This is a genomic window from Kitasatospora sp. NPDC101235, from assembly GCF_044767505.1.
In the GTDB taxonomy this organism is placed as follows: Bacteria; Actinomycetota; Actinomycetes; order Streptomycetales; family Streptomycetaceae; genus Kitasatospora.
On record NZ_JBIWNZ010000001.1, the window covers coordinates 150,998 to 175,689 of the forward strand.

The following is a 24,692-nucleotide window of genomic DNA, read 5'->3' on the forward strand; positions in this document are numbered from 1 at the left end:
CAGTCGCGCCCCGACCCGGCCGACGACGGCCGTGTCAGCGCCCGGATCGTCATCCCTGAGAAGCACCCGATGGTCACCCTGCTCGGCACCGCGGACTCGCTGCTGCGCGTGATCGAGCAGGGCTTCCCCGCCGCCGACATCCACGTGCGCGGCAACGAGGTGACCGCCACCGGAGTCCGGGCCGAGGTCGCCCTCGTGCAGCGGCTCTTCAACGAGATGATGCTGGTGCTGCGCACCGGCCAGCCCCTGACGGAGGACGCCGTGGAGCGCTCGATCGCCATGCTCCGCAGCCAGGAGGAGGACCCGGACTCCCCGGCCCCGTCCCAGGTGTTCACCGCGAACATCCTGTCCAACCGCGGCCGCACGATCCGCCCCAAGACCCTCAACCAGCAGCGCTACGTCGACGCGATCGACAGGCACACGATCACCTTCGGCCTCGGCCCGGCCGGCACCGGCAAGACCTACCTGGCGATGGCCAAGGCCGTCCAGGCCCTCCAGGCCAAGGAGGTCAACCGGATCATCCTGACCCGTCCGGCGGTCGAGGCGGGCGAGCGGCTGGGCTTCCTGCCCGGCACCCTCTACGAGAAGATCGACCCGTACCTGCGCCCGCTGTACGACGCGCTGCACGACATGATCGACCCGGACTCGATCCCACGCCTGATGGCGTCCGGCACCATCGAGGTCGCGCCGCTCGCGTACATGCGCGGTCGGACCCTCAACGACGCCTTCATCATCCTCGACGAGGCCCAGAACACCTCGCCCGAGCAGATCAAGATGTTCCTCACCCGCCTCGGGTTCAACTCCCGGGTGGTGGTCACCGGCGACACCACCCAGATCGACCTCCCGAGTGGTACCCGTAGCGGTCTCAAGGTCGTCCAGGAGATCCTGGCCGACGTGCCGGACATCCACTTCTCCGTCCTCACCAGCACCGACGTGGTCCGCCACAAGCTGGTCGGCCGGATCGTGGACGCCTACGAGCGCTGGGACGCCCGCCAGGAGGCCGAGGAGGTCGCCCCGGCGGCCCGCAAGCCCGCCCAGCGGCGCCCCGGCAAGGCCACCGCGCTCCGCGCACCCCGACAGTCCCATCGCACCGAAAGCTGAGCACACAGCCCGTCATGTCGATCGACATCGCCAACGAGTCCGGTTGGGACGCCGACGAGGAAGCCATCCTCGACGTCGCCCGCTTCGCACTGGACAAGATGCGGATCCACCCGCAGTCCGAACTGTCCGTGATCCTGGTGGACGGTGCGGCGATGGAGGAGCTGCACATCCAGTGGATGGACCTCCCCGGGCCCACCGACGTGATGTCCTTCCCGATGGACGAGCTGCGTCCCGGCAAGGAGGGCGAGGAGCTGCCGCAGGGCCTGCTCGGCGACATCGTGCTCTGCCCCGAGGTCGCCGAGCAGCAGGGCAAGGCGGCCCCCTCCAAGCACTCGATGGACGAGGAGCTGCAGCTGCTCACCGTGCACGGCGTGCTGCACGTCCTCGGCTACGACCACGAGGAGCCGGAGGAAGAGGAGGAGATGTTCGCCCTCCAGAAGCGCATCCTGGACGACTGGCGGGCGGGCCGCGGCCTCGGCGGCATCTCCCCGGCCCCCACCACCCACTGAGCGCGGAGCCCGAACCCCTGTGAGTGGTGAGAGTACGAGCTTCATCCTCGGCGCCGTGCTGCTCGTCGTGCTCGGCTGGCTGGCCGCGTGCGCCGAGGCGGGCATCTCCCGGGTCTCCCGGTTCCGGGCGGAGGAGGCGGTGCGCAGCGGACGGCGCGGCTCCGCGCGGCTGCTGACCGTCGCCTCCGACCCGATCCGCTACCTCAACCTGGCCACCCTGATCCGGGTGGCCAGCGAGATGGCGGCGGCCGTCCTGGTCACCGTGGTGTGCGTGCGCAACGTCAGCCCGACCTGGCAGGCCGTGCTGCTGGCGTTCGGCGTGATGGTGCTGGTGTCCTTCGTCGCGATGGGGGTCTCGCCGCGCACGATCGGGCGCCAGCACCCGCTCACCACCGCGACCGCGGCGTCCTTCGTGCTGCTGCCGCTGGCCGCGGTGCTGGGTCCGATCCCGCGGCTGCTGATCCTGCTCGGCAACGCGCTGACCCCGGGCAAGGGCTACCGGGAGGGTCCGTTCGCCTCCGAGGCGGAGCTGCGGGCCCTGGTGGACCTCGCCGAGAAGGACGACCTGATCGAGGACGAGGAGCGCCGGATGGTGCACTCGGTCTTCGAGCTGGGCGACACCATCGTGCGCGAGGTGATGGTGCCGCGCACCGACCTGGTGATGATCGAGCGGCACAAGACCGTCCGGCAGGCGCTCACCCTGGCGCTGCGCTCGGGCTTCTCGCGCATCCCGGTGGTCGGCGACAACGAGGACGACGTGGTCGGCATCGTCTACCTCAAGGACCTGGTGCGGCGCACCCACATCAACCGGGAGGCGGAGTCCGAGGAGGTGGGCGCGGTGATGCGCCCGGCCGTCTTCGTCCCGGACTCCAAGCCGGCCGGCGATCTGCTGCGCGAGATGCAGCAGCGCCGTTCGCACGTGGCGATCGTGATCGACGAGTACGGCGGCACGGCCGGCCTGGTCACCATCGAGGACATCCTGGAGGAGATCGTCGGCGAGATCACCGACGAGTACGACCGGGAGATCGCCCCGGTGGAGGACCTCGGCGACGGCTCGTACCGGATCACCGCCCGGCTGCTGGTGGAGGACCTGGGCGAGCTGTTCGGCATCGAGCTGGAGGACGAGGACGTCGAGACCGTCGGCGGCCTGCTGGCCAAGCACCTGGGCCGGGTCCCGATCCCCGGTTCGTCCTGCGAGATCCCGCTGCCCGAACCGGTCGAGGGCGGCCTGACCGGCATCCGGCTGACCGCCGAGTCCTCGGCGGGGCGCCGCAACCGGATCGGCTCCATGGTCGCCGCCCCCGCCCGCCGCGGCGAGGAGGCCGGGGAGCTCCCGGGCGAGTAGCGGGCCGGCCGCCGCCGAGCGACCATGGAGGGCATGACGCACAAACTCCGGGCGGAGTACGGCCCGCAGGGGGCGGCCGGCGGAGCCAAGTCCTGGCACGTGGTGCGGGACGAGGACCTGTCGACGGCTCTCTGCGGCCGGACGATGTCCGACGACGCCGAGACGCGACCCGAGGAGGAGTGGGGCACCGGGCTGCGCTGCTGCCAGCAGTGCGGTTCGCTCTACATGCACGAGGTGCCGCACATGCAGGGGAGCCACCCCTACAGCTAGGCACGCCCTAGGCACAGCCTGACCATGGCCGAGCTCTGGAGGTCGCCATGACGCTGCAAGACAAACTGCTGCCGACCGTCGACAAACGGCTCGCCTCGGTGTGGCGGGTCGGGGCGGGGCTCGGGGGGATCTTCCTGATCGTGTTCGGGTCTCTGGGGCTGGCCGACCATCCCGGCTTCCTGGCCACCCACGGCGACCGGATCGCCGGACTGTCGACCAACGGGGCGCTGAGCATCCTGTCCATCGTGGCGGGCGCGGTCCTGGTGCTCGGGGCGGTGGTCGGCGGGAACTTCGCGTCCAACCTCAACATGGCGGTGGGCCTGTTGTTCGTGCTGTCCGGCTTCTACGGGCTGGCGGTGCTCGGGCGGCCGGATGCGAACATCCTCAACTTCCGGATGTCGAACGTGCTGTTCGCGTTCCTCTTCGGGATCGTCGTGACCACCTTCGGGATGTACGGCCGGGTGAGCAGCCACCTGCCGCACGACAACCCGTTCTGGCGCAAGCGGATCTCGCGCGAGGAGGGGCTGCCGTCCGGGTCGGCGAAGACCTTCGTCAAGGTCCTCAACCCGAACACCGGGCCGACCCACCCGGTCGGCCACTGACCCCTGACAGGTGCCTATGCTCGGCGGCATGAGTGACATCGTCGAGCTCGACCCCGAAGACAAGAAGATCATCACCCTGGCCCGCTCGGCCCGCGCCCGCAACGGCGTCGCCGAGGGGGCCGCGGTGCGTGACGAGACCGGACGCACCTACGTGGCCGGGACGGTCGCGCTGGAGTCGCTGCGGTTGAGCGCCCTCCAGACGGCGGTGGCGATGGCGGTGGCCAGCGGCGCCAGGTCGCTGGAGGCGGCCGCCGTGGTGAGCGAGGCGGAGCAGCCAGCCGAGGCGGACCTGGCGGCCGTACGGGACCTGGGTGGAGCCGGGACGCCGGTGCTGCTGGCCGGGCCGGACGGGGCGCTGCGGGTGGCCGCCGAGGCGCGCTGAGGCCCGTCGTGGGTCCCGTGCGGGACAGCCGGGGGCCCGTGGCGGGCCTTCGGTGACCGTACCGGCCGGCATGGTCTCCACCCATGCCAGGCAGATAATCTCACCGGGGGAGTGGACTCGGTGAGGGGGCTGGGGCATGGGGGCGGTGGCGTTCTTCGCCGGGCTGCTGCTGTTCGTGATGGGGCTCGGCAAGTGGCAGGAGACCGGGTCGGAGCTCTGGCTGTTCGGCTCGCTCGGATTCCTGCTGGTGCTGGTGGTGGTCTCGCTCGTCCCCACCGGCGGCAAGGGCGGGAAGAAGGGCTGAGCGCGCCGTGAGCACCCCGGGGGTGGGGCCTGGACGGCGGGGCTCCGGTGATCAGGGAGAATGGAGTCCATGAATGCCCCTTCCTCCTCGTACCGCTCCGGGTTCGCGTGCTTCGTCGGCCGGCCCAACGCGGGCAAGTCGACCCTGACCAACGCCCTGGTGGGGACGAAGGTCGCGATCACCTCCGACCGCCCGCAGACCACCCGGCACACCGTGCGCGGCATCGTGCACCGCCCGGACGCCCAGCTCGTGCTGGTCGACACCCCCGGTCTGCACAAGCCGCGCACCCTGCTCGGCGAACGCCTCAACGACCTGGTCCGCACCACCTGGGCCGAGGTCGACGTGATCGGCTTCTGCCTGCCCGCCGACCAGAAGATCGGCCCCGGCGACAAGTTCATCGCCAAGGAGATCGCCGGGATCAAGAAGACCCCGAAGGTCGCCATCGTCACCAAGACCGACCTGGTCGACTCCAAGCGGCTGGCCGAGCAGCTGATCGCCATCCAGCAGCTCGGTGTCGAGCTGGGCTTCGAGTGGGCCGAGATCATCCCGGTCTCCGCCGTGGGCGACAAGCAGGTGGAACTGGTCGCCGACCTGCTCACCAAGCTGCTGCCGGAGGGCGACCAGCTCTACCCGGACGGCGACCTCACCGACGAGCCCGAGCAGATCATGGTCGCCGAGCTGATCCGCGAGGCCGCGCTGGAGGGCGTGCGCGACGAACTGCCGCACTCGCTGGCCGTGGTGGTCGAGGAGATGCTGCCGCGCGAGGGCCGCCCGGCGGACCGCCCGCTGCTGGACATCCACGCCAACGTCTACATCGAGCGGCAGAGCCAGAAGGCGATCGTGATCGGCGCCAAGGGCGCGCGGCTCAAGCACGTCGGCACCACCGCCCGCAAGCACATCGAGGCGCTGCTCGGCACGCCGGTCTACCTGGACCTGCACGTCAAGGTCGCCAAGGACTGGCAGCGCGACCCCAAGCAGCTGCGCAAGCTGGGCTTCTGAACCGGGTCTCCTGACAAGGGAGTTCACCCCCGGCGGGAATCCGAGGGCCCGGCCTCCCCGGTGCTACGCACCCTCGCGCAGCACCAGGGAGACCAGCTCCCGCTGGGAGTCGGTGAGCTTCGGGTCGGCGCAGTACACCGACCGGCCGTCGACGGTGATCTCGTAGTGGAAGCCGTCCGGCACCCCGTACGAGGGTGCGCGCAGCCCGCCCGCGACGGCCTCGCGGGCGAGTGCGTGCACGTGCGGGGCGTCCGTGCGGTCGGCGGTGTCGATCTCCGCCTGGCGGACGATCCCCGCGAAGCCGCCGGTCCGGGTCACCTGGATACGCATGGTGTCCATGGTGCTACGCAGGGAGGGGTTTTGCCGGGCTTTTCCCGGACCGTGACCTTAAGCCCGCCTCAACCCGGTCTCAACCACCCTTCAGACGCGCTCCGTCACCCCGGGCTGACCCCGACCTGCGCCCAGGAGGCGGTGACGGTGTCCGCGACCGACCCGTCGTCGGGGTAGCGGGCCTTGGCGGCGGCCACGGTGGCCCGGGCGAAGGCGGTGAAGTCGGCGTCGGCGGGCAGCGTGCGCCCGGTCAGCGCGTCGTACCAGATCCGCCCCGCGCGCTCCCAGGCCGAGCCGCCGAGCGCGGTGGCCAGCAGGTAGAACGCGTGGTTGGGGATGCCGGAGTTGATGTGCACCCCGCCGTTGTCCTGGGAGGTGTTCACGTAGTCCCGCATGTGCGCGGGCTGCGGGTCCTTGCCGAGCTGCGGGTCGTCGTAGGCGGTGCCGGGCGCCTTCATCGAGCGCAGCGCCACGCCCTGGACGCCCGGGGCGAGCAGCCCGGCGCCGATCAGCCAGTCGGCGTCGGCGGCGCTCTGGTGCAGCGAGTACTGCTTGACCAGCGAGCCGAAGACGTCGGAGACCGACTCGTTGAGCGCGCCGGGCTGGTCCTGGTACTCCAGCCCGGCGGTGAACTGGGTGACGCCGTGGGTGAGTTCGTGGCCGATGACGTCGATGCAGGCGGTGAAGTCGCCGAACACCACGTTGTCGCCGTCGCCGAACACCATCTGGTGGCCGTTCCAGAAGGCGTTGTCGTAGTTGCGGCCGTAGTGGACGCTGGCGTCCAGCCGCAGGTTCCGGTCGTCGATCGAGTGTCGGCCGAAGACGTCGGCGTAGAGCGCGAAGGTGGCGCCGAGGCCGTCGTAGGCGTGGTTGACGGAGCTGTCGGAGGACGCGCCCAGGCCCTCGGTGCGCACGGTGCGGCCGGGCAGCCGCTGGGCGTGGCCGGCGTCGTAGATGACCCGGTTGAGCCCCGCGACGCCGGCGACGGGCGGGGGCGGGGAGAGACGGGCCGCACGGTGTGCGGCGTCGAGGGCCAGGGAGCGGACGGCGGGCTCGTGACCGGCCTCGGCGAGGCGGTCCAGGACGTACGGCGGGACGATCGTGCAGATCGGTACTGCTGCAGTCATGTGGCCCAGGGTGAGGCCTCGATGACCGGTTGTCACCACCTTTGACATGACCGGCCGGTGTCTCAAGGGGTGGAACGGAAGCCCGGATCACTTCGGGGGCGCGCGGTGCTGGGTTACGCTGGGGCCATCATGCGCAACGGGCTGCTTCTTCTTAGCTGCCGCGTCGAGGGCCTGTAGTCCACTGGGGCCGGCTCCCTCGCCGCGGGGAACGAGCTGTGCGCGATCGGCGATCCGACGGTGTGTCGCCAGCGGCAGCAGAGGCCGGCCAGTCGGTGTTGACCAGGTGTTGACCACCCCCGACCCGCCCGCACCACGCATCACAGGAAGCCGAGTCACCTCCATGACCGAGCAGAACTCCGCCGCGCCCGTCCCCGCCGGCCGCCCCTTCGTCGACCGCCCGACCCCGATCACCGCCGCCTCGGTGCGCCAGCGGCCCTCGGGCATGCGGTACGGGCGCTACCTGCCGTTCGGCACCGTCGACCTGCCGGACCGCACCTGGCCGGACAAGGTGATCACCAAGGCGCCGCGCTGGCTCTCCACCGACCTGCGGGACGGCAACCAGGCGCTGATCGACCCGATGTCGCCCGCCCGCAAGCGCATGATGTTCGACCTGCTGGTGAAGATGGGCTACAAGGAGATCGAGGTCGGCTTCCCCTCCTCCGGGGCCACCGACCACGCCTTCGTGCGGTCGCTGATCGAGGAGGGGGCGATCCCCGAGGACGTCACCATCTCGGTGCTGACGCAGGCCCGCGAGGAGCTGATCGAGAAGACCGTCGAGTCGCTGGTCGGCGCCCCGCGGGCGACCGTCCACCTGTACAACGCGACCGCGCCGCTGTTCCGCCGGGTGGTGTTCCGCAACGACAAGGCGGCCACCAGGGCGATCGCCACCGAGGGCACCCGGCTGGTGATGGAGTACGCGGAGAAGCTGCTGGGCGAGGACACCGTCTTCGGCTACCAGTACTCGCCGGAGATCTTCGTCGACACCGAGCTGGACTTCGCGCTGGAGGTCTGCGAGGCGGTCATGGACGTCTGGCAGCCGGGCGAGGGCCGCGAGATCATCCTGAACCTGCCCGCCACCGTCGAGCGGGCCACCCCGAACGTGCAGGCCGACCAGTTCGAGTGGATGTCGCGCCACCTGTCCCGGCGCGAGTTCGTCTGCCTGTCGGTGCACCCGCACAACGACCGCGGCACCGCCGTCGCCTCCGCCGAGCTGTCCTACATGGCGGGTGCCGACCGCATCGAGGGCTGCCTGTTCGGTCAGGGCGAGCGGACCGGCAACGTCGACCTGGTGACGCTGGGGATGAACCTGTTCTCGCAGGGCATCGACCCGCAGATCGACTTCTCCGACATCGACGAGGTACGCCGCACCGCCGAGTACTGCAACCAGATGGAGGTGCACCCGCGCCACCCGTACGCCGGCGACCTGGTGTACACCTCCTTCTCGGGCTCGCACCAGGACGCCATCAAGAAGGGCTTCGACGTCCTGGAGGCGGACGCCGCGGCCGCGGGCGTGCCGGTGGACGAGCACACCTGGGGCGTGCCGTACCTGCCGATCGACCCGAAGGACGTCGGCCGCACCTACGAGGCGGTCATCCGGGTCAACAGCCAGTCCGGCAAGGGTGGCGTGGCGTACGTGCTGAAGAACGACCACAAGCTGGACCTGCCGCGCCGGATGCAGATCGAGTTCTCCCGGATCATCCAGGCCAAGACCGACGCCGAGGGCGGCGAGGTCAGCCCGGCCGAGATCTGGCGGGTCTTCGAGGACGAGTACCTGCCGACCACCGGCAACCCGTGGGGCCGGATCTCGCTGAGCGGCTCGCGCACCCTGACCACCGAGGACGGCCGGGACGCGCTGACCGCCGAGGCCCTGGTGGACGGCGCCCCGGTGACCCTGACCGGTACCGGCAACGGCCCGGTCTCGGCCTTCGCCGACGCGCTGGCCCGGATCGGCGTGGACGTGCGCGTCCTGGACTACGCCGAGCACGCACTGAGCGAGGGCGGCGACGCCCAGGCCGCCGCGTACGTGGAGTGCGCGGTGGACGGCAAGGTGCTGTGGGGCGTGGGCATCGACGGCAACACCGTGCTGGCCTCGCTGAAGGCCATGATCAGCGCCGTCAACCGCTCGCAGCGCGGTTAATTCGAACGGGTGGTGCACGAAGGGCCGTCCCGCGGGGCGGCCCTTCGCCGTCTCCGCCGGGCGTTGTGGCCTGCGCCACATTTTTTCGAATCGGAAGCCGTTCGAGGTACTGACACGTGCCGGTAACCGTGGCAACATCGATCCACCGGAAAGCCGGGTCGGTGGGACGGCCTCGGTGTCCGGTCGCGTGACCTGCCCATTGTCGAGCAGGCCGCCTGCCATGTCTGGGGAGTGGCGCCGTGACCAGGTTGTGGGGTGTTCGCCCGCGATGGCGGACTGACGTTCTCGGTGACTTCTTCTGCCCGGGCTGTGGCGGGGACCGCAACTACCGCCGGCAGCACGGCCGGCGGTGGCTGCGGTTGCTGGGGACGCCGGTGGTCCCGCTCGGCCCGGTGGTCGACAGCGTGCAGTGCACCAGCTGCCACGGCCGGTACGGCGTCGAGAGTCTGGAGCAGCCCACCTGCGTGCGCCTCGGCGCGATGCTGCGGGACGCCCAGTACACCATCGCGCTGGCCCTGCTCGCGGCCGGCGGCACCGCCCACCCGGCGGCCCGCGAGGCGGCCTGCGCGGCGGTGCGCGAGGCCGGCTTCGAGGACTGTGGCGAGGCCCAGGTGCTGGCGGCGCTCGCCGCGCTCTCCGGGCTCGGCGGCGAGCTCTACGACGCCCGCGAACCGGGGACACCTCCCAGCCGGAGGCTGGGGGAGTTCGGCGGCCTGGCCGTCGAACTGCACGCGGTGCTCGAACCGCTCACCCCGCACCTGGCCCACCACGGCCGCGAGCGGCTGCTGCTGCAGGGCGCGGCGATCGCGCTCGCGGACGGGCGCTACCTGCCGCAGGAGCGCGAGGCACTGGCCGCGGTCGGGCGCTGTCTGGACCTGCCGCAGTCCCGGGTCGGAGCGCTGCTGGAGGCGGCGACCAGGGCGCCGTACAAGTAGCGCCGCCCGCTGCCCGCCCAGCGGCGCCGTTTGCACCTCCGACGATCCGAAGACCACCTCCGAATCCCCCACAACGGGCCCGGACTCCCCACCCCGGCCCGCCGTGACCCGCACCGCAGTGGTCCTCCCCCACGGCCGCCGGTGCGGGCAACACGGCTGTCCGGCGCCCGGCGCGGGCGAGGACGGCCGTCCGGCGCCGGGGCGGGTGGGGGAGAATGGTCCCCATGAGTCTTTTCCGGGACGACGGCGTCGTGCTGCGGGCGCAGAAGCTCGGCGAGGCCGATCGGATCATCACCCTGCTGACCCGCCAGCACGGCAAGGTGCGGGCGGTCGCGCGCGGGGTGCGGAAGACCAAGTCCAAGTTCGGCGCCCGACTGGAGCCGTTCTCGCACGTGGACGTGCAGTTCTTCAGCCGGGGGAGTGAGCTGGTCGGCCGCGGGTTGCCGCTCTGCACCCAGGTGGAGACCATCGCGCCGTACGGCGGTTCGATCGTCACCGACTACGGCCGCTACACGGCCGGCACCGCGATGCTGGAGACCGCCGAGCGGTTCGCCGAGAACGAGGGCGAGCCGGCCGTCCAGCAGTACCTGCTGCTGGTGGGCGGGCTGCGGACGCTGGCGGCGGGGCTGCACGAATCGCACCTGGTGCTGGACGCCTTCCTGCTGCGCTCGCTCGCGGTGAACGGGTACGGCGCGAGCTTCACCGACTGCGCCAAGTGCGGCCTGGAGGGGCCTAACCGATTCTTCTCCCTCCCCGCGGGCGGGGTGCTCTGCGGGGACTGCCGAGTGCCCGGATGTGCCGTACCCTCCCCTGAGACACTGGTACTGCTCGGGGCGCTGCTGTCAGGGGACTGGCAGACGGCCGACGCCTGCGAGCCGCGGTACTGGCGGGAGGGCAGCGGCCTGGTCGCGGCCTATCTGCAGTGGCACCTGGAGCGGGGCATCCGCTCGATGAGATACGTGGAGAAGTGAGCACATGGCAGCGCGACGGCTCTTCGGCGGCGGCAGGCAGAGGACGTACGTCCCCCCGACCCCGCACCCCAGCGGCGCACAGCCCCCGAAGATCCCCGGCGAGCTGGTGCCCGACCACGTCGCCATCGTGATGGACGGCAACGGCCGTTGGGCCAAGGAGCGCGGGCTGCCCCGCACCGAGGGCCACAAGGTCGGCGAGTCCGTGGTGCTGGACGTCCTCAAGGGCGCCATCGAGCTCGGGGTCAAGAACATCTCGCTGTACGCGTTCTCCACCGAGAACTGGAAGCGCTCGCCCGACGAGGTGAAGTTCCTGATGAACTTCAACCGGGACGTCATCGCCCGCCGCCGCGACGAGATGGACGCGATGGGCGTGCGGATCCGCTGGGCGGGCCGGATGCCCAAGCTGTGGAAGAGCGTCGTCCAGGAGCTCCAGGTCGCCGAGCAGCAGACCAAGGACAACGACGCCGTCACGCTCTACATGTGCGTCAACTACGGAGGCCGGGCCGAACTCGCCGACGCGGCGCAGGCGATCGCCCGGGACGTCGCGGCCGGGAAGCTCGACCCGAAGAAGGTCAACGAGAAGACCCTCGCCAAGTACATGTACCACCCGGACATGCCGGACGTGGACCTGTTCCTGCGCCCCAGCGGCGAGCAGCGCACGTCCAACTTCCTGCTCTGGCAGTCGGCTTACGCCGAGTTCGTGTTCCAGGACGTGCTCTGGCCGGACTTCGACCGCCGCGACCTGTGGCGAGCCTGCGAGCAGTTCGCGATGCGCGACCGGCGCTTCGGCGGGGCGATCCCGAACGAGGTCGGCGCGCCGGTGCCGTCCCAGCGCTGAGACCGTCCGCGCGGACGACGGAAAGGACCCACCGGGAGCCGCCCGGTGGGTCCTTTCCGTCGTCCGCGCCGGACTCAGGCCTTCTTGGCGCACTCCGCGCAGGTCCCGAAGATCTCCAGGGTGTGCGCGATGTCGCTGAAGCCGTGTTCGGCGGCGACCGAGTTGGCCCAGCGCTCCACCGCGGGGCCCTCCACCTCGACGGTCGCGCCGCAGTGCCGGCAGACCAGGTGGTGGTGGTGCCCGCTGCTGCACCGGCGGTAGACCGCCTCGCCGTCGGCCGTGCGCAGCACGTCCACCTCACCGGCGTCCGCGAGCGACTGGAGCGTGCGGTAGACCGTGGTCAGACCGACGGAGTCCCCGCGGTGCTTGAGCAGGTCGTGGAGCTCCTGTGCGCTGCGGAAGTCCGCGATCTCGTCCAGGGCCGCCGAGACGGCGGCACGCTGCCGGGTCGATCGGGCGCGCGGCGACGGGCCTGCGGTGGTCACCGTGGGTCCTCCTGGGGTCGTGGGCGTCTCGCACATCATTGTGCCAGCCCCGCACGCCGCTCAGGGGTGGTCGCGCCGGACGGCTCGGAGGCGGCCTGTTCCGGCAGTTCGACGTCGCACACCTTCGGGCCGTGCTCGCCCGCGCCGCGGTGGCGCTGCCGGGCGAGCGGCGCGGCGAGCAGGCTGAACACCGCGAAGACCGCGATGGCGAGCAGCACGATGGCCGGGCCGGAGGGCACGTCGAGGTGGTAGGAGCCGGTGACGCCGGCCAGCGAGACGACCACGCCGAGCGCGATCGAGGCGGCCTGGGTGGCGGCGAAGGACCGGGTGAGCTGCTGGGCGGCGACCACCGGGACCACCATCAGCGCGCTGACCAGCAACAGCCCGACCACCCGCATGGCGACCGTGACGGTGACCGCGGCCATCACCGCGAGCAGCAGGTTGAGGGTGCGCACCGGCACACCGGTGACCCGGGCGAAGTCCTCGTCCTGGCAGATCGCGAAGAGCTGGCGGCGCAGGCCGACGGTGACCGCGATGACCACCGCGCCGAGCACCGCGATGGCGGCCAGGTCGGCGGGGGCGACGGTGAGGATCGAGCCCCACAGGTAGCTCTCCAGCGAGCCGGCCCCGGCCTGGGCGGAGAGCGAGACCAGCAGCTTGCCGCAGGCCATGCCGCCGTAGAAGAGCATCGCGAGGGCGATGTCGCCTCGCTGGTTGCCGCGCGAGCGGACCAGTTCCATGGTGACGGCGCCGAGCACGCAGACCAGCACGGCCATCCAGACCGGGCTGGTCTGGAAGATGAAGCCGAGGCCGACGCCGGTCATCGCGACGTGGCCCATGCCGTCGCCCATCAGCGCCTGGCGGCGCTGCACCAGGTAGATGCCGACGGCCGGGGCGGTGATCCCGACCAGGACGGCGGCGAGCAGGGCTCGCTGCATGAAGTCGTAGGAGAGCATCTCGGTCATGCGAGCAGCCTCGGCGGGGTCAGGTCGGCGTGCGGGTGGACGTGGTCGTGGCCGGGCAGCGCGTGCAGGCCGGTGTTGGGAACGGGTGGGCCGTCGTGGGCGACGCAGCCGTCCCGCAGCACCACGGCGCGGTCGATCAGCGGCTCCAGCGGCCCGAGTTCGTGCAGCACGAGGAGGACGGAGGCGCCGCGGCCGACCTCGGCGCGCAGGGTGTCGGCGAGCACCTGCTGACTGGCGGCGTCCACGCCGGCCATCGGCTCGTCCATGATCAGCAGGTCGGGGGAGCCGACCAGGGCGCGGGCGATCAGCACCCGCTGCTGCTGGCCGCCGGACAGGTCGGCCACGCCGTCCCCGGCCCGCTCCAGCATGCCGACGGCGGCCAGCGCGCGGTCCACCGCCTCGCGGTCCTTGCGGCGGAAGGGCAGCAGCCGGTGCTGCGGCAGCCGTCCGGTGGAGACCACCTCGCGGACGGTGGCGGGGACGCCGGAGGCGGCGGTGGTGCGCTGCGGGACGTACCCGATCCGGTGCCAGGCGCGGAAGGAGCCGTACGGGGTGCCGAACAGCTCCAGGGTGCCCCGCTCCAGCGGGACGGAGCCGATCACGGCCTTGACGGTGGTCGATTTGCCGGAGCCGTTGGCGCCCAGCAGGGCGACGACCTCGCCGGGCCGGACGGTGAGGTCGACGCCGCGCAGCACCGGCCGGCCGCCGCGCGAGGCGACGGCGTCACGGAGGCGGACGGCCGGAGGTATCGGGTCGGTCATGGTGCTCGGTCCCGTCAGCTGGTGGCGGCAGGGGTGGTGGCGTCGGTTCCGGCGGGGGCGGCCGGGGCACCGAGGGCGGCCTGGAGGTTGGCCAGGTTCTGCTTCATGACGGTCAGGTAGTCGTCCTTGGACGGGTCCTTGACACCCTCCAGCGGGTCGAGGACGGCGGTCTTGAGGCCGAGGTCCTTGGCGACGGTGTCGGCGAGCTTGGGGCTGACCAGGGTCTCGAAGAAGATCGTGGTGACGCCGTTGTCCTTGGCGGCCTTCTGCACCGCGGAGAGGCGGGCCGGGGTGGGCTCGGACTCCGGGTCGACGCCGTTGATGGCGACCTGGGTGAGGCCGTAGTGGTCGGCGAGGTAGCCGAAGGCGGCGTGGCTGGTGACGAAGGTCCTGGTCTTGGCGTCCTTCAGCCCGGTCCGGAACTCCTGGTCGAGCGCGGTGAGCTTGGTGACCAGCTCGTCGGTGTTCTTCCGGTAGTCCTCGGCGTGGGTCGGGTCGGCCTTGGCGAACTCGTCGCCGACGCTCTTGGCGATCGCCGCGTAGCGGGTCGGGTCGAGCCAGATGTGCGGGTCGCCGGCCGGGTCCTCGTGCTTGTGGCCGTCGGCCTGGTGGCTCTCGGCCCCGTGGCCGTCGCCCTCGGCGCCCTCGTCGAGGTGGTGGTCGACCAGCGGGCTGGCGGCGGTGGCGTCGATCTTGTGCTTGCTGGACGACTGCGCGACGGCCTGGTCGACGGTGGGCTGGAGGCCCTTGAGGTAGATGATCGCGTCGGCCTTCTGGACGGTGCCGACCTGCTTGGCGGTGAGCTCCAGGTCGTGCGGCTCCACCCCGGCCGCGGTGAGGTCGGTGACCGCGACGTGCTCCTTGCCGATCTGCTGGGCCAGGAACTCCATCGGGTAGAAGGACGCGACGACCTTCAGCCTGCCGTTGCCGCTGTCGGCGCTGCTGCTGCCTCCGCAGGCGCTGAGGGCGAGGGAGGCGGCGAGGGCGGTGGTGCCGAGGGCCATGGAGGTGCGGGTCCGTCGGGACAGTCCGAGTCGAGGCAATCCGATCATCATGACAATCATTCTCATCTCAGATGGAAATGATTGTCAACTCACTCGGATGGGTGAACAGCGGGTGGCGCCGGCCGGGGCGGCCGGACGATACCGATTTGAACCACGTACCCGTATGGCCGGTAACCTGAGGTATTCGGGTACGCGCAACCAGCCGTGCCCTGACCGTGCCGTACGTACTGAAGAGAGCACTGTGGCCGCCGACAAGATCGACACGATCGTCAGCCTGAGCAAGCGCCGTGGCTTCGTCTACCCCTGCAGCGAGATCTACGGTGGCACGCGTGCCGCCTGGGACTACGGGCCGCTGGGTGTCGAGCTCAAGGAGAACATCAAGCGCCAGTGGTGGCGCGCGATGGTCCAGGCCCGTGAGGACGTCGTCGGACTCGACTCGTCGGTGATCCTCGCCCGCGAGGTGTGGGAGGCCTCCGGCCACGTCGCCACCTTCAACGACCCGCTGACCGAGTGCCTCTCCTGCCACAAGCGCCACCGGGCCGACCACCTGGAGGAGAAGTACGAGGCCAAGCACGGCTTCCCGCCGCCGAACGGCCTCAAGGACGTCAACTGCCCCGACTGCGGCACCAAGGGTCAGTTCACCGAGCCCAAGGACTTCTCGGGCATGCTGAAGACCCACCTCGGCGTCACCGAGGAGGCGAGCGGCCTGGCGTTCCTGCGCCCGGAGACCGCCCAGGGCATCTTCACCAACTTCAAGGCCGTCCAGACCACTTCGCGCAAGAAGCCGCCGTTCGGCATCGCCCAGACCGGCAAGAGCTTCCGCAACGAGATCACCCCCGGCAACTTCATCTTCCGCACCCGCGAGTTCGAGCAGATGGAGATGGAGTTCTTCGTCAAGCCGGGCGAGGACGAGCAGTGGCACGAGTACTGGCTCCAGCAGCGCTGGGACTGGTACGTCGGCCTCGGCCTGCGCACCGAGAACATGCGCTTCTTCGAGCACCCGAAGGAGAAGCTCTCCCACTACGCCAAGCGCACCGTGGACATCGAGTACCGCTTCAACTTCGGTGGCAGCGAGTTCTCCGAGCTGGAGGGCGTCGCCAACCGCACCGACTACGACCTGCGGGTGCACAGCGAGGCGTCCGGCCAGGACCTGAAGTACTTCGACCAGGAGTCCGGCGAGCGGTACTTCCCGTACGTCATCGAGCCGGCGGCGGGCCTCAACCGCGCCATGCTGGCCTTCCTGATCGACGCCTACTTTGAGGACGAGGCGCCGAACGCCAAGGGCGTCATGGAGAAGCGCGTCGGCATGCGGCTCGACCCGCGCCTGGCCCCGGTCAAGGTCGCCGTCCTGCCGCTGTCGCGCAACGCCGAGCTGTCCCCGAAGGCCCGCGGCCTGGCCGCCGACCTGCGCACCGCGTGGAACGTCGAGTTCGACGACGCCGGCGCGATCGGCAAGCGCTACCGCCGCCAGGACGAGATCGGCACGCCGTTCTGCGTCACGGTCGACTTCGACACCCTTGAGGACAACGCGGTGACCATCCGCGACCGCGACACCATGTCGCAGGAGCGCGTCTCGCTGGACCAGGTCAAGGCGTACCTGGGCGCGCGGCTGATCGGCTGCTAGCAGGTTCCCGCCCGGGAGCCCCCGTCCGCCCTGGTGGGGCGGGCGGGGGCTCCCTGCCGTTGGGGGCCTCGGGTGGCCTCCCGGTGCTTCCTGGCGGGAAGCCGCTACCGCCGTCCCCAGCGCGAGCGCGGGGCCGCGGGCGGGCGGGTCGGGAGACCGGCGGTGCGCAGGGCGGCGAGGGTGGTGCGGTGGCGGGCCTCGTCGGCGAGCAACGCGGCCAGCAGCTGGGCGTACAGCCCGGAACTGCCCGCGCCGTCCAGGGCGGTGGCCAGCCTGACCACCTCGACGGGCGGGCGCAGGACGGCCAGATCGCCCAGCAGGAGGGTGGCGAGCGCGGGCGGCAGGCCGGCCGCGAGAGCGGCGAGGTCGGCGGTGGAGCGGCCGGCGGCCTGGCGCAGCAGGGTCCGGACGTCGCCGGCCCGGCCGTGCTGCTGGAGGCAGGCGGCCAGGGAGGTCAGCTCGGGTATCGGCGCGGACCCCCACTCCCAGAGCAGTGTCGCGCTGTCGGCGGTCAGTCCGGCCCGCTCCAGTGCGGAGAGCAGGCCGGGGACGGAGGCGGCCGGGTAGCCCCAGAAGGCGTGGAACACCTCGGCCGCCGCCTCGGCCAGGCCCAGCTCGCGCAGCTCGGCGAGCACGGCGACGCAGTGGTCGGGTGCGGACCGGGAGATGCTGCGGGCGAGGTGGAGCGAGGCTCCGGCCGGGCCGTACTTGGCGAGCATGCCGACCAGCAGTGCGGCGTCGGAGGGGGCGAGGCGGGCGGCGGCCGCGTCGATCACCCCGGTGGCCTCGGCGAGGGATCCGGCCCGGTGGAGGGCGGTGATCCGCTCGGTGAGGGCGCCGAGATCGGGGCGGACGGGCGGCGGCGGGGCCTGCTGCTGCGGTGGCTGCTGTTGGTACTGCTGTTGGTACTGCTGTTGGTACTGCTGTTGGTACTGCTGTTGGTGCTGGTGGTTCTGCTGGGGTGGCGGTGGCTGCTGCTGTTGTCTGATCCGGCTCTCCAACGCCTCCAGTTGGTCGCTGAGTTGGAGGCAGCGGGCGCCCAGGCCCTCGCGGAGGGTGCGCGCCTGGGCGAGCTGTCGCAGCAGTTCCCCGTCCGGCCGTTGGCGGCCCGGGGTGGCACGGATCGCCTCGTTCAGGCGTCGTTCACGTTGACTCGCGTAGCGGTTCGCACGGAGTAACTCGTCCAGTTCCGCGCGGAGTTCGGCGGCCTGCTGCTCGCCCTCCGGCTGCTGGCCTGCGGATTGTGCCGTCGGCCGCATGCGCATGATCGCCCCACCCTGTCCATCCAGACCCTGACTGCGTGACATCCTGGCGTCAGTATGTGGCGTGGGAGTTAAGAGTGCACGACCAGTCGTGTCCGAGCGGTGTCAAGGAGCGCGCAGAGGGCGGTCGTTGCGAGAAGTGCGCCGGTCGCGCTCCGTAGCAGGGTCGCCTCGTAGTACGGGCCGGGGGCGAAGGCGGCGACGGCGTACCCGACCGCCGCACCCGCGAGGGCGGGGAGCAGCAGCAGCGGTGCGTCCCGGCGGGCCGCCGCGCCGATCACCAGGATTCCGGCCAAGGCGGCGAGTTCGGGCGTGCCGAAGCTCTCCGCGTAGCGGATCGCCAGGGCGGGGACGAGGAACAGTGCGAGTGCCCGGCCGATCGCACCGGCGAGTGCGGCGGTATGCGGGCCGGGCGGGCGCGGGGGACGGGACGGGACGGCGCGGGTGGCGACGAGCACCGCCAACGCGGCCGCGGCAGAGGGGAGATGATCGCCGAGCCGGGCGAGGTTGTAGAGCAGCGCGGTGTCGTACAGCACCAGCATCAGCTGGCCGTACGCCCACAGGTCGAGCGTGAAGCGGAACAGGCTGCGGGCGGGTTCGGCCTCCGGCGGGGGCTCGCGGCGGGCCAGCCAGGCGATCAGCGGGGGCGTGAGGAAGGCTGCGATCGCGCGCAGGACGAGGTCGTCCACCGTGTAGGGGTTCCGCAGGTCCCACTCCACCGCGCAGAACGCCACGGTGTACGAGGCGGCGGCGAGCGGAATCAGCGGCGAGCGGGCCAGCCGGACGTACAGCGCGCCGTCCAGCCGGCGGACGACAGTGACGAACGCCAGCAGCACCAGCGGAAGTTCGAGGAACGCCTGCACCCGGAGCACCGACGGGGCCAGCAGCTCCGGGGCCGGGAAACGGGTGGCGAGGGAGTCCAGGCGGGGGACGTCGAACCAGCCGGGCGGCAGGTGGCGGGCGATGAAGGAGACGTCCCCGTGGTGCACCCGGTTCACGTAGACCGCGACGAGCACCTGGTTGAGGTAGACCAGCGCGACGACGGCCGCCAGCACCGGCTCCGGCCCGAACGCGCCGCCGCCCCGCCCGGCCGGGGCCTTCCGCCGCAGCACCCTCGGCGCCAGGAGCAGGGCGGCAGCGGCCGAGGCCACCACCGTCCCGTCCAGCAGCGGAGCGATCCCGCTCATGCGCCCAGCCGCGCCCGCGCCTCCATCAGCGCGAAGCCGAGCAGGTTCAACCCGCGCCACTCGGCGGGCTGTTGGGCCCGGATGTCGTCGGCGGCGAGCCCGATGCCCCAGATCCGGTCCAGCGGGCTGGCCTCGACCAGCACCCGCTCACCCGTGCCCAGCAGGTAGTCGCGCAGCGCCTCGTCCTGGCCGAACTTCGCGACGTTGCCCGCCACCACCAGCTCGAACCGGCCGGCCACCCACGTCTCGTCGTCGAAGCCCTTCACCAGCCGGCCCAGCTTCTTCGCCTCGGCGGGCGTCCGGGCCGCCAGCGCCCGCTGCGCGATCTCCTCGTCACCGAACATCCGGGCCTTGCCGGCCATCATCCAGTGCTCGGCGGAGGCGTACGTGACCCCGTCGACGGTGAACTCGCCGGGCCACCACTGGCTCAGGCACTCCTGCCGAGTCCCGCCGCCCCTGCGCTCGGTGTGCCCCCAGAACATCACCCACTTCGGCCGCACCCCGTCGGCCATCAGCGCGGCCAACTCCTCGCGGCTGCGGACGGAGGCAAGGTCCCCCACGTACATCTCGCTCATATCGTCAGTCTGACACAAAGGGATGCGTGTCCGCTAACCGTTTGACTGCGGCGCATTGCTCTCGTGACCGTGGCCGGGCGTCCAGGATTTCCCGCACGCAGGCGGGACTTCGGGGCGGGCGAACGTGGTCTTTCGATCCCCGAAGCCGCCGACGTCATCCGCGCAGCCCTGGCCCGGGTGCCTCGCGAGACCCCCTCGGTCAGCCGGCAGCCGCCAGCTCCAGGAACCGCAGCCCGACCTCCGTCACCTCGTCCGCCGTCCAGCTCTGCGCCGGCTCGCCGAGGCTGACCTCGGCCACGGCGAGGCCGGGGGCGGAGTCCTCCCAGTGGGAGACGAACCAGATCCCCTCCTGTTCGGCCAGCGCCAGGTGGGCGGCGTTCAGGGCCTTGGCGGAGAACGGCAGCCAGAGCTGGAACTCGTGGGTGGGCGGGACCTCCGGGTAGAGGCGGGCGCCCGGCAGTGTGGCCAGGGCCGGTGCGAGGGTGGCCGCATGGTGGACGTGGCCGGGAATGCGGGGCAGCACGGTGTCCAGGCCGTGGAGGGCGGCGATGGCGGCCGGCCACTGCTGGGCGAGCTGGCCGCCGTAGCGGTGGCGCCAGGTGCGGGCGTAGGCGACGAGGCCGGCGTCGCCGGCGAGGGCGGCCCCGCTGATCCCGCCGAGGTCCTTGTAGTAGGACACGTAGACGCTGTCGGCGAGGGCGGCGATCTCGTCGAGCCGTTTGCCGAAGTGGACCGTGGTGTTCCAGAGCCGCGCACCGTCGAAGTGCACCCGGGCGCCGGCCTCGCGGGCGGCGGCGACCAGGGCGGTCAGCTCGTCCCAGGTGGGGAGGAGGTAGCCCGGGTCGCGCAGCGGGAGTTCGACGGTCAGGGTGCCGAACGGCTCGCCGAGCGCGCCGAGTTCCTCGGGCGTGGGCTGGCGCTGCGCGGTGGTGGGCCAGAGGCCGCGCAGGCCGGTGAGCTGGGTGTACGCGTGGCGCTCGTGCCGTTCGATGTGGCTGAGCGGGTGCAGCGCCACGGCCGGGTTGCCGGTGCGTTCGGCGTGGTACCGGAGGGCGACCTGCTGGGCCATCGTGCCGGTGGGGAAGAAGACCGCGTCCTCCTTTCCGAGCAGCGCGGCGGTCCGTTCCTCCAGTTGCCGCACCGGCCCGTCGCTGCCGTAGAAGTCGTGGGGGATGTCCAGGCCGTCCAGGGCCGCGAGTTGGACGAGGCGCTCGCGGATGCTGAGGATGCGGTCGCCGGAGAGGAAACGCTTGCAGGTCGTGCGGGCCGCACGGCGCCGGTGGAGCTCGCTCTGGTCATGGGTCATCCGGCGATTGTCGAACTCGTGGTGAGGTCAGACCAACTGCTTTTCCCCGTACGGGGCGGGTACTCCTCGGAGGGCACGTCCAACCGCGCGGAGGCGTTCACGGCCGCGTCGTGCCCGGCCGCGACCGCCGCCACCGACTCGGCGTCCGTCGCGTCGCCGCGCACCACCGTCACCGCAGCCGACGTGCCGAGCCCGACGTACTTCCCGGCGACCGCACACGACGAGAACCCGCGGCGCGTCGAGTACGCCCTCACCGGACTCGGGCGTTCGCTGCTCGGCCCGATGGACGTGGCCTGCGCCTGGGCGCGTGAGCACCTCGACGAACTCCCGCGTACGGACGAGCGCAGGCGTCCGGTGTGGGAAGCGCGCAGAGACGTCCCGGCCCCGGAACCGGGCGCAGGCCGGGCGATGTCCACGCTGGTGGATCGCGACACAGGGTGAAGCCCCGGTCGAACGCCCGGACTCGATGCTGCTCGGGATCGCGCCGCCGATCGCGGCGATCGCCCTGCTGGTCTTCGTCCAGGCCTGGGCCGCCCGGGTCAACTGGGCCGGTAGTAGGCCGCGATCGGGGCTCGGGCCTCCTCGGGCAGGGCTGGTCCGTCCGTCGGTACGGTCGGCCAGGCGCCCGAGTCGGGGTTGAGCTCGACGAGTTGTTCCGTGGAGAGTGCGTAGACGACCCGGCCGATGCCGGAGCGGAGGATGCCTCCCTCGCACATGCCGCAGGGCTGGCAGCTGGTGTACATCGTGGTGCGCGCGGCCGTGTCCGGGGAGAGTTCGCGGGCGGCCCAGCGGGCGAGCTTCAGTTCGGGGTGGGCCGTGATGTCGTCGTCGCGGCGTACGGTGTTGTGGGCCTCGGCGAGGATCTCGCCGTCCGGGCCGGACAGCAGGGAGCCGTACGGGGCGTCGCCCAGGGTGGCCGCGTGGGCGGCGATGGCGATGGCCCGGCGCAGCAGGGTTTCGTCGGCTTCGGTGATCACGCGCTTCTCCAGTGGGTGGCCACGGTGGTGAGGGTCTGCCAGGCCTCCTGCGGCCGACGGGTCTCCTCCGGGTCCCCGTGGTAGGGGTCGAACACGACGGTCTCGGCGCCGAGATCGCGCAGTCGGCGGAGGTCGTCGAGGATCTGGTCGAGGGTGCCGACGCCGGCGGGCCGCTCGGGGTCGTCGACCGGCGTGGTGGTCATCCGCAGGGCGATGCGGGGCGCGAACCCCGGCATCGGGTGCTCGGCCAGTACCGACCGCATCCGGGCCAGGGGGAGCCGCAGCGGGTGCCAGGCGTCGCCGAACCGGACCGCCCGCCGGAGCGCCGCTGCGCTGTGGCCGCCGACCCAGACCGGTACCGTTCGGCGGTCGGATTCACCGGCTTCACCTGCCCAGGCGTCCCGCAGCGTGCTCAGGTGGTCGTCGGTCAGCCTGCCGCGCGCGGCGAACGGCACGCCGAGGGCGTCGAACTCCTGGCGCGCCCAGCCGACCCCGACCCCGAGGACGAACCGGCCTCCGCTGAGCCGGTCGAGGGTGCCGGCCATCCGTGCCACCAGCAGCGGGTTCCGGTAGGGCAGGACGAGCACGGTCGTGCCCAGCCGCAGTCCGGTGGTGATCCCGGCGAGCCAGGACAGTGTGGAGAACGGCTCGTAGAACGGCTCCGGGTACCGCTCGGCCACGTCCGGGGTCACCGCCACGTGGTCCGACACCATGAGGAGGCCGAAGCCGAGGCCCTCCACGGTCCGGGCCCACTCGCGCAGCACGCCGGGGTCGGTGCCCGGCCCGAAGTTCGGTACGTTGACGCCAAGTTGCATGCTTCGAGGCTATCTGCGTGATCATGGCGGAAGGAACGGCGTCTTCCCGGTCATGGCCGTTGTCCGCCGTGGTTCTCCCGGTAGATTCGTGGAATGGCCGTGAATCTTGACGACACCGACTGGGCGATCATCGGGCAGCTGCAACGGGAGGCCCGTGTCTCCCTCAGCGAGCTGGGGCGGCGGGTTTCCCTCAGCCCGTCGGCGACCACGGAACGGGTGCGGAACCTGGAGTCGCTCGGCGTCATCACCGGCTACCACGCCACGGTGGACCTGGCGAAGGTCGGCTACCCGGTGCTCGCCGTCGTCCGGCTGAAGTACCCGGGCAACCGGCACGAGCCGCTGCGCCGACTGCTCGCCGAGCGGCGGGAGATCCTGGAGTGCCTGCGCACCACCGGCGACGACTGCTACACCCTGAAGGTGGCGGCGACCTCCATGGAACACCTGGAAACCCTCGTGGACGAGCTGGCCGGCTTCGGCAGCACCACCACGAGCGTCGTCTACAGCCGGACGCTGCCACTTCGCGGGCCCGGCCGGCCCTGACGCCGAGGGCGAAGGTGCTCCCTCGATCGGGGGAGGTCGGCCGTCCGCCGCGCGACGAGACTGGCGATCGTGACCGGGGAGTTCCCTGCTCCCCACGATTCCACAGGAGTTGACTCGTGCGCCGTTCGCGGATCCGCCACATGACACTCGCCCTCTCGCTCTCGACCGCCGTGGCCGTCGGGGTGCTGGCACCGTCCGGCATGTCCGCCGCGGCCTCACCCGACGTCGTGCAGCAGGGGCTGAACGCGCTGGTGCGGACGGACGGGGTGCCCGCCGCGCTCGCGACCGTCCGGGACGGGCGGGGCAGGACCCGTGACTACACGGCAGGGGTGGGGGACCTGGCCACCGGCGCCAGGGTCCCCGCCGACGGGCAGGTGCGGATCGGCAGCAACACCAAGACCTTCACCGCCGTCGTCGTGCTCCAGCTGGTGGGGGAGGGGAAGATCGACCTCGACGCCTCCGTCGACGCCTACCTCCCCGGCCTGGTCCGCGGCGAGGGCGTCGACGGACGGGGCGTCACCGTCCGGCAGCTCCTCCAGCACACCAGCGGCCTGGCCGACTACGAGGGGCAGCTGGACGAAGCCTCCCTCCGGTACCGCTACTTCGAGCCCCGGGAACTGCTGGACATGGCCCTCCGGCAGGAGCCCGTCTTCGCGCCCGGGGCGAGGTTCGGCTACAGCAGCACCAACTACGTGCTGGCCGGTCTGATCGTCCAGCGGGTGACCGGCCGGCCGCTCGCCGAGGAGATCGACCGGCGGATCGTCCGGCGCATCGGGCTGCGGCACACCTACTTCCCGGCCGTGGGCGACCGGACCATCCGGGAAGCCCACCCCAAGGGCTACCGCAGGGACTCCGCGTCCGGGCCGCTGACCGACTTCACGGAGCTGGACCCGTCGGCCGGCTGGGCCGCCGGTCAGATGATCTCCACCAACGCCGACCTCGACCGCTTCTTCACCGAGCTGCTGATCCCGGACCGCCTGCTGCCTGCGGCCCAGCTCGCCCAGATGCGGACCACCGTCCCGGTCGGGGACACCGGCATCGGCTCCGGACTGGGCATCTTCAGCCGGCCGCTCTCCTGCGGCGGGGTCTACTGGGGGCACGGCGGCGACATCCCGGGCTACGAGACCCGGGGCGGCGCCACCGACGACGGCCGCGCCGTGAACATCGCGGTGACCACCGTTCCGGCCGACGACGCCGTCACCCGACACCTCGAAGCCGTCGTGGACACCGCCCTGTGCCGCTGAGGCGGTCGTCGGGACGCCGGCGCACGGACGGGCGGTGATCTCGGCGGTCTCGGTGGCGGTGCGCTCGTGCGGGGCGCGGCCGGCCGCCGTGAGGTGC

The 24,692-nt window shown here is 71.7% G+C and carries 28 protein-coding genes; 16 read left to right on the forward strand and 12 right to left on the reverse strand.

What is annotated here, in order from left to right:
• The first annotated feature begins 69 nt into the window (after nucleotides 1-69).
• From ACIRRH_RS00700 to era, 8 genes are all read left to right on the forward strand, one after another.
• Nucleotides 70-1,101 (forward strand): PhoH family protein, encoded by a 1,032-nt coding sequence (locus ACIRRH_RS00700; protein ID WP_403061066.1) that lies wholly within the window; start codon nucleotides 70-72, stop codon nucleotides 1,099-1,101.
• Between the two features lie 14 nt (nucleotides 1,102-1,115).
• A complete protein-coding gene (ybeY, locus tag ACIRRH_RS00705) occupies nucleotides 1,116-1,610 on the forward strand; it encodes an rRNA maturation RNase YbeY (protein WP_030061268.1) in 495 nt (164 codons plus the stop codon).
• A gap of 19 nt (nucleotides 1,611-1,629) precedes the next feature.
• On the forward strand, nucleotides 1,630-2,955 hold the full coding sequence (locus ACIRRH_RS00710; RefSeq protein ID WP_403059680.1) for a hemolysin family protein: 1,326 nt from the start codon (nucleotides 1,630-1,632) through the stop codon (nucleotides 2,953-2,955).
• 33 nt (nucleotides 2,956-2,988) lie between these two features.
• Nucleotides 2,989-3,225, forward strand: a complete 237-nt coding sequence (locus ACIRRH_RS00715) for a hypothetical protein (protein ID WP_403059683.1) — start codon at nucleotides 2,989-2,991, stop codon at nucleotides 3,223-3,225.
• 47 nt (nucleotides 3,226-3,272) lie between these two features.
• A complete protein-coding gene (locus ACIRRH_RS00720) occupies nucleotides 3,273-3,827 on the forward strand; it encodes a DUF4383 domain-containing protein (protein ID WP_403059686.1) in 555 nt (184 codons plus the stop codon).
• A gap of 28 nt (nucleotides 3,828-3,855) precedes the next feature.
• Nucleotides 3,856-4,209 (forward strand): cytidine deaminase, encoded by a 354-nt coding sequence (locus ACIRRH_RS00725; protein WP_189917993.1) that lies wholly within the window; start codon nucleotides 3,856-3,858, stop codon nucleotides 4,207-4,209.
• A gap of 136 nt (nucleotides 4,210-4,345) precedes the next feature.
• Entirely contained in the window at nucleotides 4,346-4,513 is a 168-nt protein-coding gene (locus ACIRRH_RS00730; protein ID WP_224279455.1) for a hypothetical protein, read from the forward strand.
• 69 nt (nucleotides 4,514-4,582) lie between these two features.
• Nucleotides 4,583-5,512 carry a GTPase Era gene (gene era, locus ACIRRH_RS00735; RefSeq protein WP_363392172.1) on the forward strand — a complete coding sequence of 310 codons (930 nt, stop codon included), beginning with the start codon at nucleotides 4,583-4,585 and terminating at the stop codon, nucleotides 5,510-5,512.
• A 63-nt stretch (nucleotides 5,513-5,575) separates the two neighbouring features.
• Here the strand turns inward: era and ACIRRH_RS00740 are convergent, their stop codons facing one another.
• Together ACIRRH_RS00740 and ACIRRH_RS00745 are read right to left on the reverse strand one after the other, a co-directional pair.
• Entirely contained in the window at nucleotides 5,576-5,842 is a 267-nt protein-coding gene (locus ACIRRH_RS00740; protein ID WP_049651101.1) for a protealysin inhibitor emfourin, read from the reverse strand.
• A gap of 104 nt (nucleotides 5,843-5,946) precedes the next feature.
• Nucleotides 5,947-6,969 carry a M4 family metallopeptidase gene (locus ACIRRH_RS00745; protein WP_403059692.1) on the reverse strand — a complete coding sequence of 341 codons (1,023 nt, stop codon included), beginning with the start codon at nucleotides 6,967-6,969 and terminating at the stop codon, nucleotides 5,947-5,949.
• A 340-nt stretch (nucleotides 6,970-7,309) separates the two neighbouring features.
• Between ACIRRH_RS00745 and leuA the strand changes: the two genes are divergently transcribed.
• The 4 genes from leuA to ACIRRH_RS00765 all read left to right on the forward strand — a co-directional run bounded on the left by leuA (nucleotide 7,310) and on the right by ACIRRH_RS00765 (nucleotide 11,850).
• Entirely contained in the window at nucleotides 7,310-9,106 is a 1,797-nt protein-coding gene (gene leuA, locus ACIRRH_RS00750) for a 2-isopropylmalate synthase (protein WP_403059695.1), read from the forward strand.
• A gap of 239 nt (nucleotides 9,107-9,345) precedes the next feature.
• Nucleotides 9,346-10,041: a TerB family tellurite resistance protein gene (locus ACIRRH_RS00755; RefSeq protein ID WP_403059698.1), complete on the forward strand. Its 696-nt coding sequence runs from the start codon at nucleotides 9,346-9,348 to the stop codon at nucleotides 10,039-10,041.
• Between the two features lie 224 nt (nucleotides 10,042-10,265).
• A complete protein-coding gene (recO, locus tag ACIRRH_RS00760) occupies nucleotides 10,266-11,012 on the forward strand; it encodes a DNA repair protein RecO (RefSeq protein ID WP_224279474.1) in 747 nt (248 codons plus the stop codon).
• A gap of 4 nt (nucleotides 11,013-11,016) precedes the next feature.
• Nucleotides 11,017-11,850 carry an isoprenyl transferase gene (locus tag ACIRRH_RS00765; protein WP_403059701.1) on the forward strand — a complete coding sequence of 278 codons (834 nt, stop codon included), beginning with the start codon at nucleotides 11,017-11,019 and terminating at the stop codon, nucleotides 11,848-11,850.
• Between the two features lie 74 nt (nucleotides 11,851-11,924).
• Here the strand turns inward: ACIRRH_RS00765 and ACIRRH_RS00770 are convergent, their stop codons facing one another.
• From ACIRRH_RS00770 to ACIRRH_RS00785, 4 genes are read right to left on the reverse strand one after another with little or no spacing between them, the layout of a single operon-like run.
• Nucleotides 11,925-12,335, reverse strand: coding sequence for a Fur family transcriptional regulator (locus ACIRRH_RS00770; RefSeq protein ID WP_189918013.1), 411 nt, complete (start codon nucleotides 12,333-12,335; stop codon nucleotides 11,925-11,927).
• A gap of 35 nt (nucleotides 12,336-12,370) precedes the next feature.
• Nucleotides 12,371-13,300: a metal ABC transporter permease gene (locus tag ACIRRH_RS00775; RefSeq protein WP_403059704.1), complete on the reverse strand. Its 930-nt coding sequence runs from the start codon at nucleotides 13,298-13,300 to the stop codon at nucleotides 12,371-12,373.
• On the reverse strand, nucleotides 13,297-14,061 hold the full coding sequence (locus tag ACIRRH_RS00780; RefSeq protein WP_403059707.1) for a metal ABC transporter ATP-binding protein: 765 nt from the start codon (nucleotides 14,059-14,061) through the stop codon (nucleotides 13,297-13,299). Before ACIRRH_RS00780 ends, ACIRRH_RS00775 begins: the two co-directional genes overlap by 4 nt.
• Nucleotides 14,062-14,075: 14 nt before the next feature.
• Nucleotides 14,076-15,116 carry a metal ABC transporter substrate-binding protein gene (locus tag ACIRRH_RS00785; RefSeq protein WP_403059710.1) on the reverse strand — a complete coding sequence of 347 codons (1,041 nt, stop codon included), beginning with the start codon at nucleotides 15,114-15,116 and terminating at the stop codon, nucleotides 14,076-14,078.
• A gap of 190 nt (nucleotides 15,117-15,306) precedes the next feature.
• On the opposite strand from ACIRRH_RS00785, the gene ACIRRH_RS00790 reads away from it, so the two are divergent.
• Nucleotides 15,307-16,689 (forward strand): glycine--tRNA ligase, encoded by a 1,383-nt coding sequence (locus tag ACIRRH_RS00790; protein WP_403059713.1) that lies wholly within the window; start codon nucleotides 15,307-15,309, stop codon nucleotides 16,687-16,689.
• A gap of 104 nt (nucleotides 16,690-16,793) precedes the next feature.
• Here ACIRRH_RS00790 and ACIRRH_RS00795 read toward each other — a convergent pair whose 3' ends face one another.
• The 4 genes from ACIRRH_RS00795 to ACIRRH_RS00810 form a co-directional block, all read right to left on the reverse strand.
• Nucleotides 16,794-17,954 (reverse strand): hypothetical protein, encoded by a 1,161-nt coding sequence (locus tag ACIRRH_RS00795; RefSeq protein ID WP_403059716.1) that lies wholly within the window; start codon nucleotides 17,952-17,954, stop codon nucleotides 16,794-16,796.
• 68 nt (nucleotides 17,955-18,022) lie between these two features.
• On the reverse strand, nucleotides 18,023-19,138 hold the full coding sequence (locus ACIRRH_RS00800) for a hypothetical protein (RefSeq protein WP_403059719.1): 1,116 nt from the start codon (nucleotides 19,136-19,138) through the stop codon (nucleotides 18,023-18,025).
• Entirely contained in the window at nucleotides 19,135-19,713 is a 579-nt protein-coding gene (locus tag ACIRRH_RS00805) for an NADAR family protein (protein ID WP_403059722.1), read from the reverse strand. The genes ACIRRH_RS00800 and ACIRRH_RS00805 overlap by 4 nt, the downstream gene beginning before the upstream one ends.
• A gap of 199 nt (nucleotides 19,714-19,912) precedes the next feature.
• Nucleotides 19,913-21,019 (reverse strand): threonine aldolase family protein, encoded by a 1,107-nt coding sequence (locus ACIRRH_RS00810; RefSeq protein WP_403059725.1) that lies wholly within the window; start codon nucleotides 21,017-21,019, stop codon nucleotides 19,913-19,915.
• A gap of 18 nt (nucleotides 21,020-21,037) precedes the next feature.
• Between ACIRRH_RS00810 and ACIRRH_RS00815 the strand changes: the two genes are divergently transcribed.
• Nucleotides 21,038-21,460, forward strand: coding sequence for a winged helix-turn-helix transcriptional regulator (locus tag ACIRRH_RS00815; RefSeq protein WP_403059728.1), 423 nt, complete (start codon nucleotides 21,038-21,040; stop codon nucleotides 21,458-21,460).
• Between the two features lie 98 nt (nucleotides 21,461-21,558).
• Here ACIRRH_RS00815 and ACIRRH_RS00820 read toward each other — a convergent pair whose 3' ends face one another.
• Entirely contained in the window at nucleotides 21,559-21,996 is a 438-nt protein-coding gene (locus ACIRRH_RS00820; RefSeq protein ID WP_403059731.1) for a nucleoside deaminase, read from the reverse strand.
• Nucleotides 21,993-22,811 carry an LLM class flavin-dependent oxidoreductase gene (locus ACIRRH_RS00825; RefSeq protein ID WP_403059734.1) on the reverse strand — a complete coding sequence of 273 codons (819 nt, stop codon included), beginning with the start codon at nucleotides 22,809-22,811 and terminating at the stop codon, nucleotides 21,993-21,995. The genes ACIRRH_RS00820 and ACIRRH_RS00825 overlap by 4 nt, the downstream gene beginning before the upstream one ends.
• Nucleotides 22,812-22,904: 93 nt before the next feature.
• Between ACIRRH_RS00825 and ACIRRH_RS00830 the strand changes: the two genes are divergently transcribed.
• On the forward strand, nucleotides 22,905-23,351 hold the full coding sequence (locus ACIRRH_RS00830; RefSeq protein ID WP_224282832.1) for an Lrp/AsnC family transcriptional regulator: 447 nt from the start codon (nucleotides 22,905-22,907) through the stop codon (nucleotides 23,349-23,351).
• Nucleotides 23,352-23,491: 140 nt separating this feature from the next.
• Nucleotides 23,492-24,595, forward strand: coding sequence for a serine hydrolase domain-containing protein (locus ACIRRH_RS00835; RefSeq protein WP_403059737.1), 1,104 nt, complete (start codon nucleotides 23,492-23,494; stop codon nucleotides 24,593-24,595).
• Nucleotides 24,596-24,692 lie beyond the last annotated feature (97 nt).

Bases quoted from the DNA above. Each gene is read 5' to 3' on its own strand.
- ACIRRH_RS00800 (WP_403059719.1), bottom strand. From the start codon at position 19,138: ATGAGCGGGATCGCTCCGCTGCTGGACGGGACGGTGGTGGCCTCGGCC.
- ACIRRH_RS00725 (WP_189917993.1), top strand. From the start codon at position 3,856: ATGAGTGACATCGTCGAGCTCGACCCCGAAGACAAGAAGATCATCACC.
- leuA (WP_403059695.1), top strand. From the start codon at position 7,310: ATGACCGAGCAGAACTCCGCCGCGCCCGTCCCCGCCGGCCGCCCCTTC.
- ybeY (WP_030061268.1), top strand. From the start codon at position 1,116: ATGTCGATCGACATCGCCAACGAGTCCGGTTGGGACGCCGACGAGGAA.
- ACIRRH_RS00795 (WP_403059716.1), bottom strand. From the start codon at position 17,954: ATGCGCATGCGGCCGACGGCACAATCCGCAGGCCAGCAGCCGGAGGGC.
- ACIRRH_RS00830 (WP_224282832.1), top strand. From the start codon at position 22,905: ATGGCCGTGAATCTTGACGACACCGACTGGGCGATCATCGGGCAGCTG.
- ACIRRH_RS00810 (WP_403059725.1), bottom strand. From the start codon at position 21,019: ATGACCCATGACCAGAGCGAGCTCCACCGGCGCCGTGCGGCCCGCACG.
- ACIRRH_RS00785 (WP_403059710.1), bottom strand. From the start codon at position 15,116: ATGATGATCGGATTGCCTCGACTCGGACTGTCCCGACGGACCCGCACC.
- ACIRRH_RS00720 (WP_403059686.1), top strand. From the start codon at position 3,273: ATGACGCTGCAAGACAAACTGCTGCCGACCGTCGACAAACGGCTCGCC.
- ACIRRH_RS00700 (WP_403061066.1), top strand. From the start codon at position 70: ATGGTCACCCTGCTCGGCACCGCGGACTCGCTGCTGCGCGTGATCGAG.
- ACIRRH_RS00730 (WP_224279455.1), top strand. From the start codon at position 4,346: ATGGGGGCGGTGGCGTTCTTCGCCGGGCTGCTGCTGTTCGTGATGGGG.
- recO (WP_224279474.1), top strand. From the start codon at position 10,266: ATGAGTCTTTTCCGGGACGACGGCGTCGTGCTGCGGGCGCAGAAGCTC.
- ACIRRH_RS00825 (WP_403059734.1), bottom strand. From the start codon at position 22,811: ATGCAACTTGGCGTCAACGTACCGAACTTCGGGCCGGGCACCGACCCC.
- ACIRRH_RS00775 (WP_403059704.1), bottom strand. From the start codon at position 13,300: ATGACCGAGATGCTCTCCTACGACTTCATGCAGCGAGCCCTGCTCGCC.
- ACIRRH_RS00805 (WP_403059722.1), bottom strand. From the start codon at position 19,713: ATGAGCGAGATGTACGTGGGGGACCTTGCCTCCGTCCGCAGCCGCGAG.
- ACIRRH_RS00765 (WP_403059701.1), top strand. From the start codon at position 11,017: ATGGCAGCGCGACGGCTCTTCGGCGGCGGCAGGCAGAGGACGTACGTC.
- ACIRRH_RS00745 (WP_403059692.1), bottom strand. From the start codon at position 6,969: ATGACTGCAGCAGTACCGATCTGCACGATCGTCCCGCCGTACGTCCTG.
- ACIRRH_RS00740 (WP_049651101.1), bottom strand. From the start codon at position 5,842: ATGCGTATCCAGGTGACCCGGACCGGCGGCTTCGCGGGGATCGTCCGC.
- ACIRRH_RS00835 (WP_403059737.1), top strand. From the start codon at position 23,492: ATGACACTCGCCCTCTCGCTCTCGACCGCCGTGGCCGTCGGGGTGCTG.
- ACIRRH_RS00715 (WP_403059683.1), top strand. From the start codon at position 2,989: ATGACGCACAAACTCCGGGCGGAGTACGGCCCGCAGGGGGCGGCCGGC.
- ACIRRH_RS00780 (WP_403059707.1), bottom strand. From the start codon at position 14,061: ATGACCGACCCGATACCTCCGGCCGTCCGCCTCCGTGACGCCGTCGCC.
- era (WP_363392172.1), top strand. From the start codon at position 4,583: ATGAATGCCCCTTCCTCCTCGTACCGCTCCGGGTTCGCGTGCTTCGTC.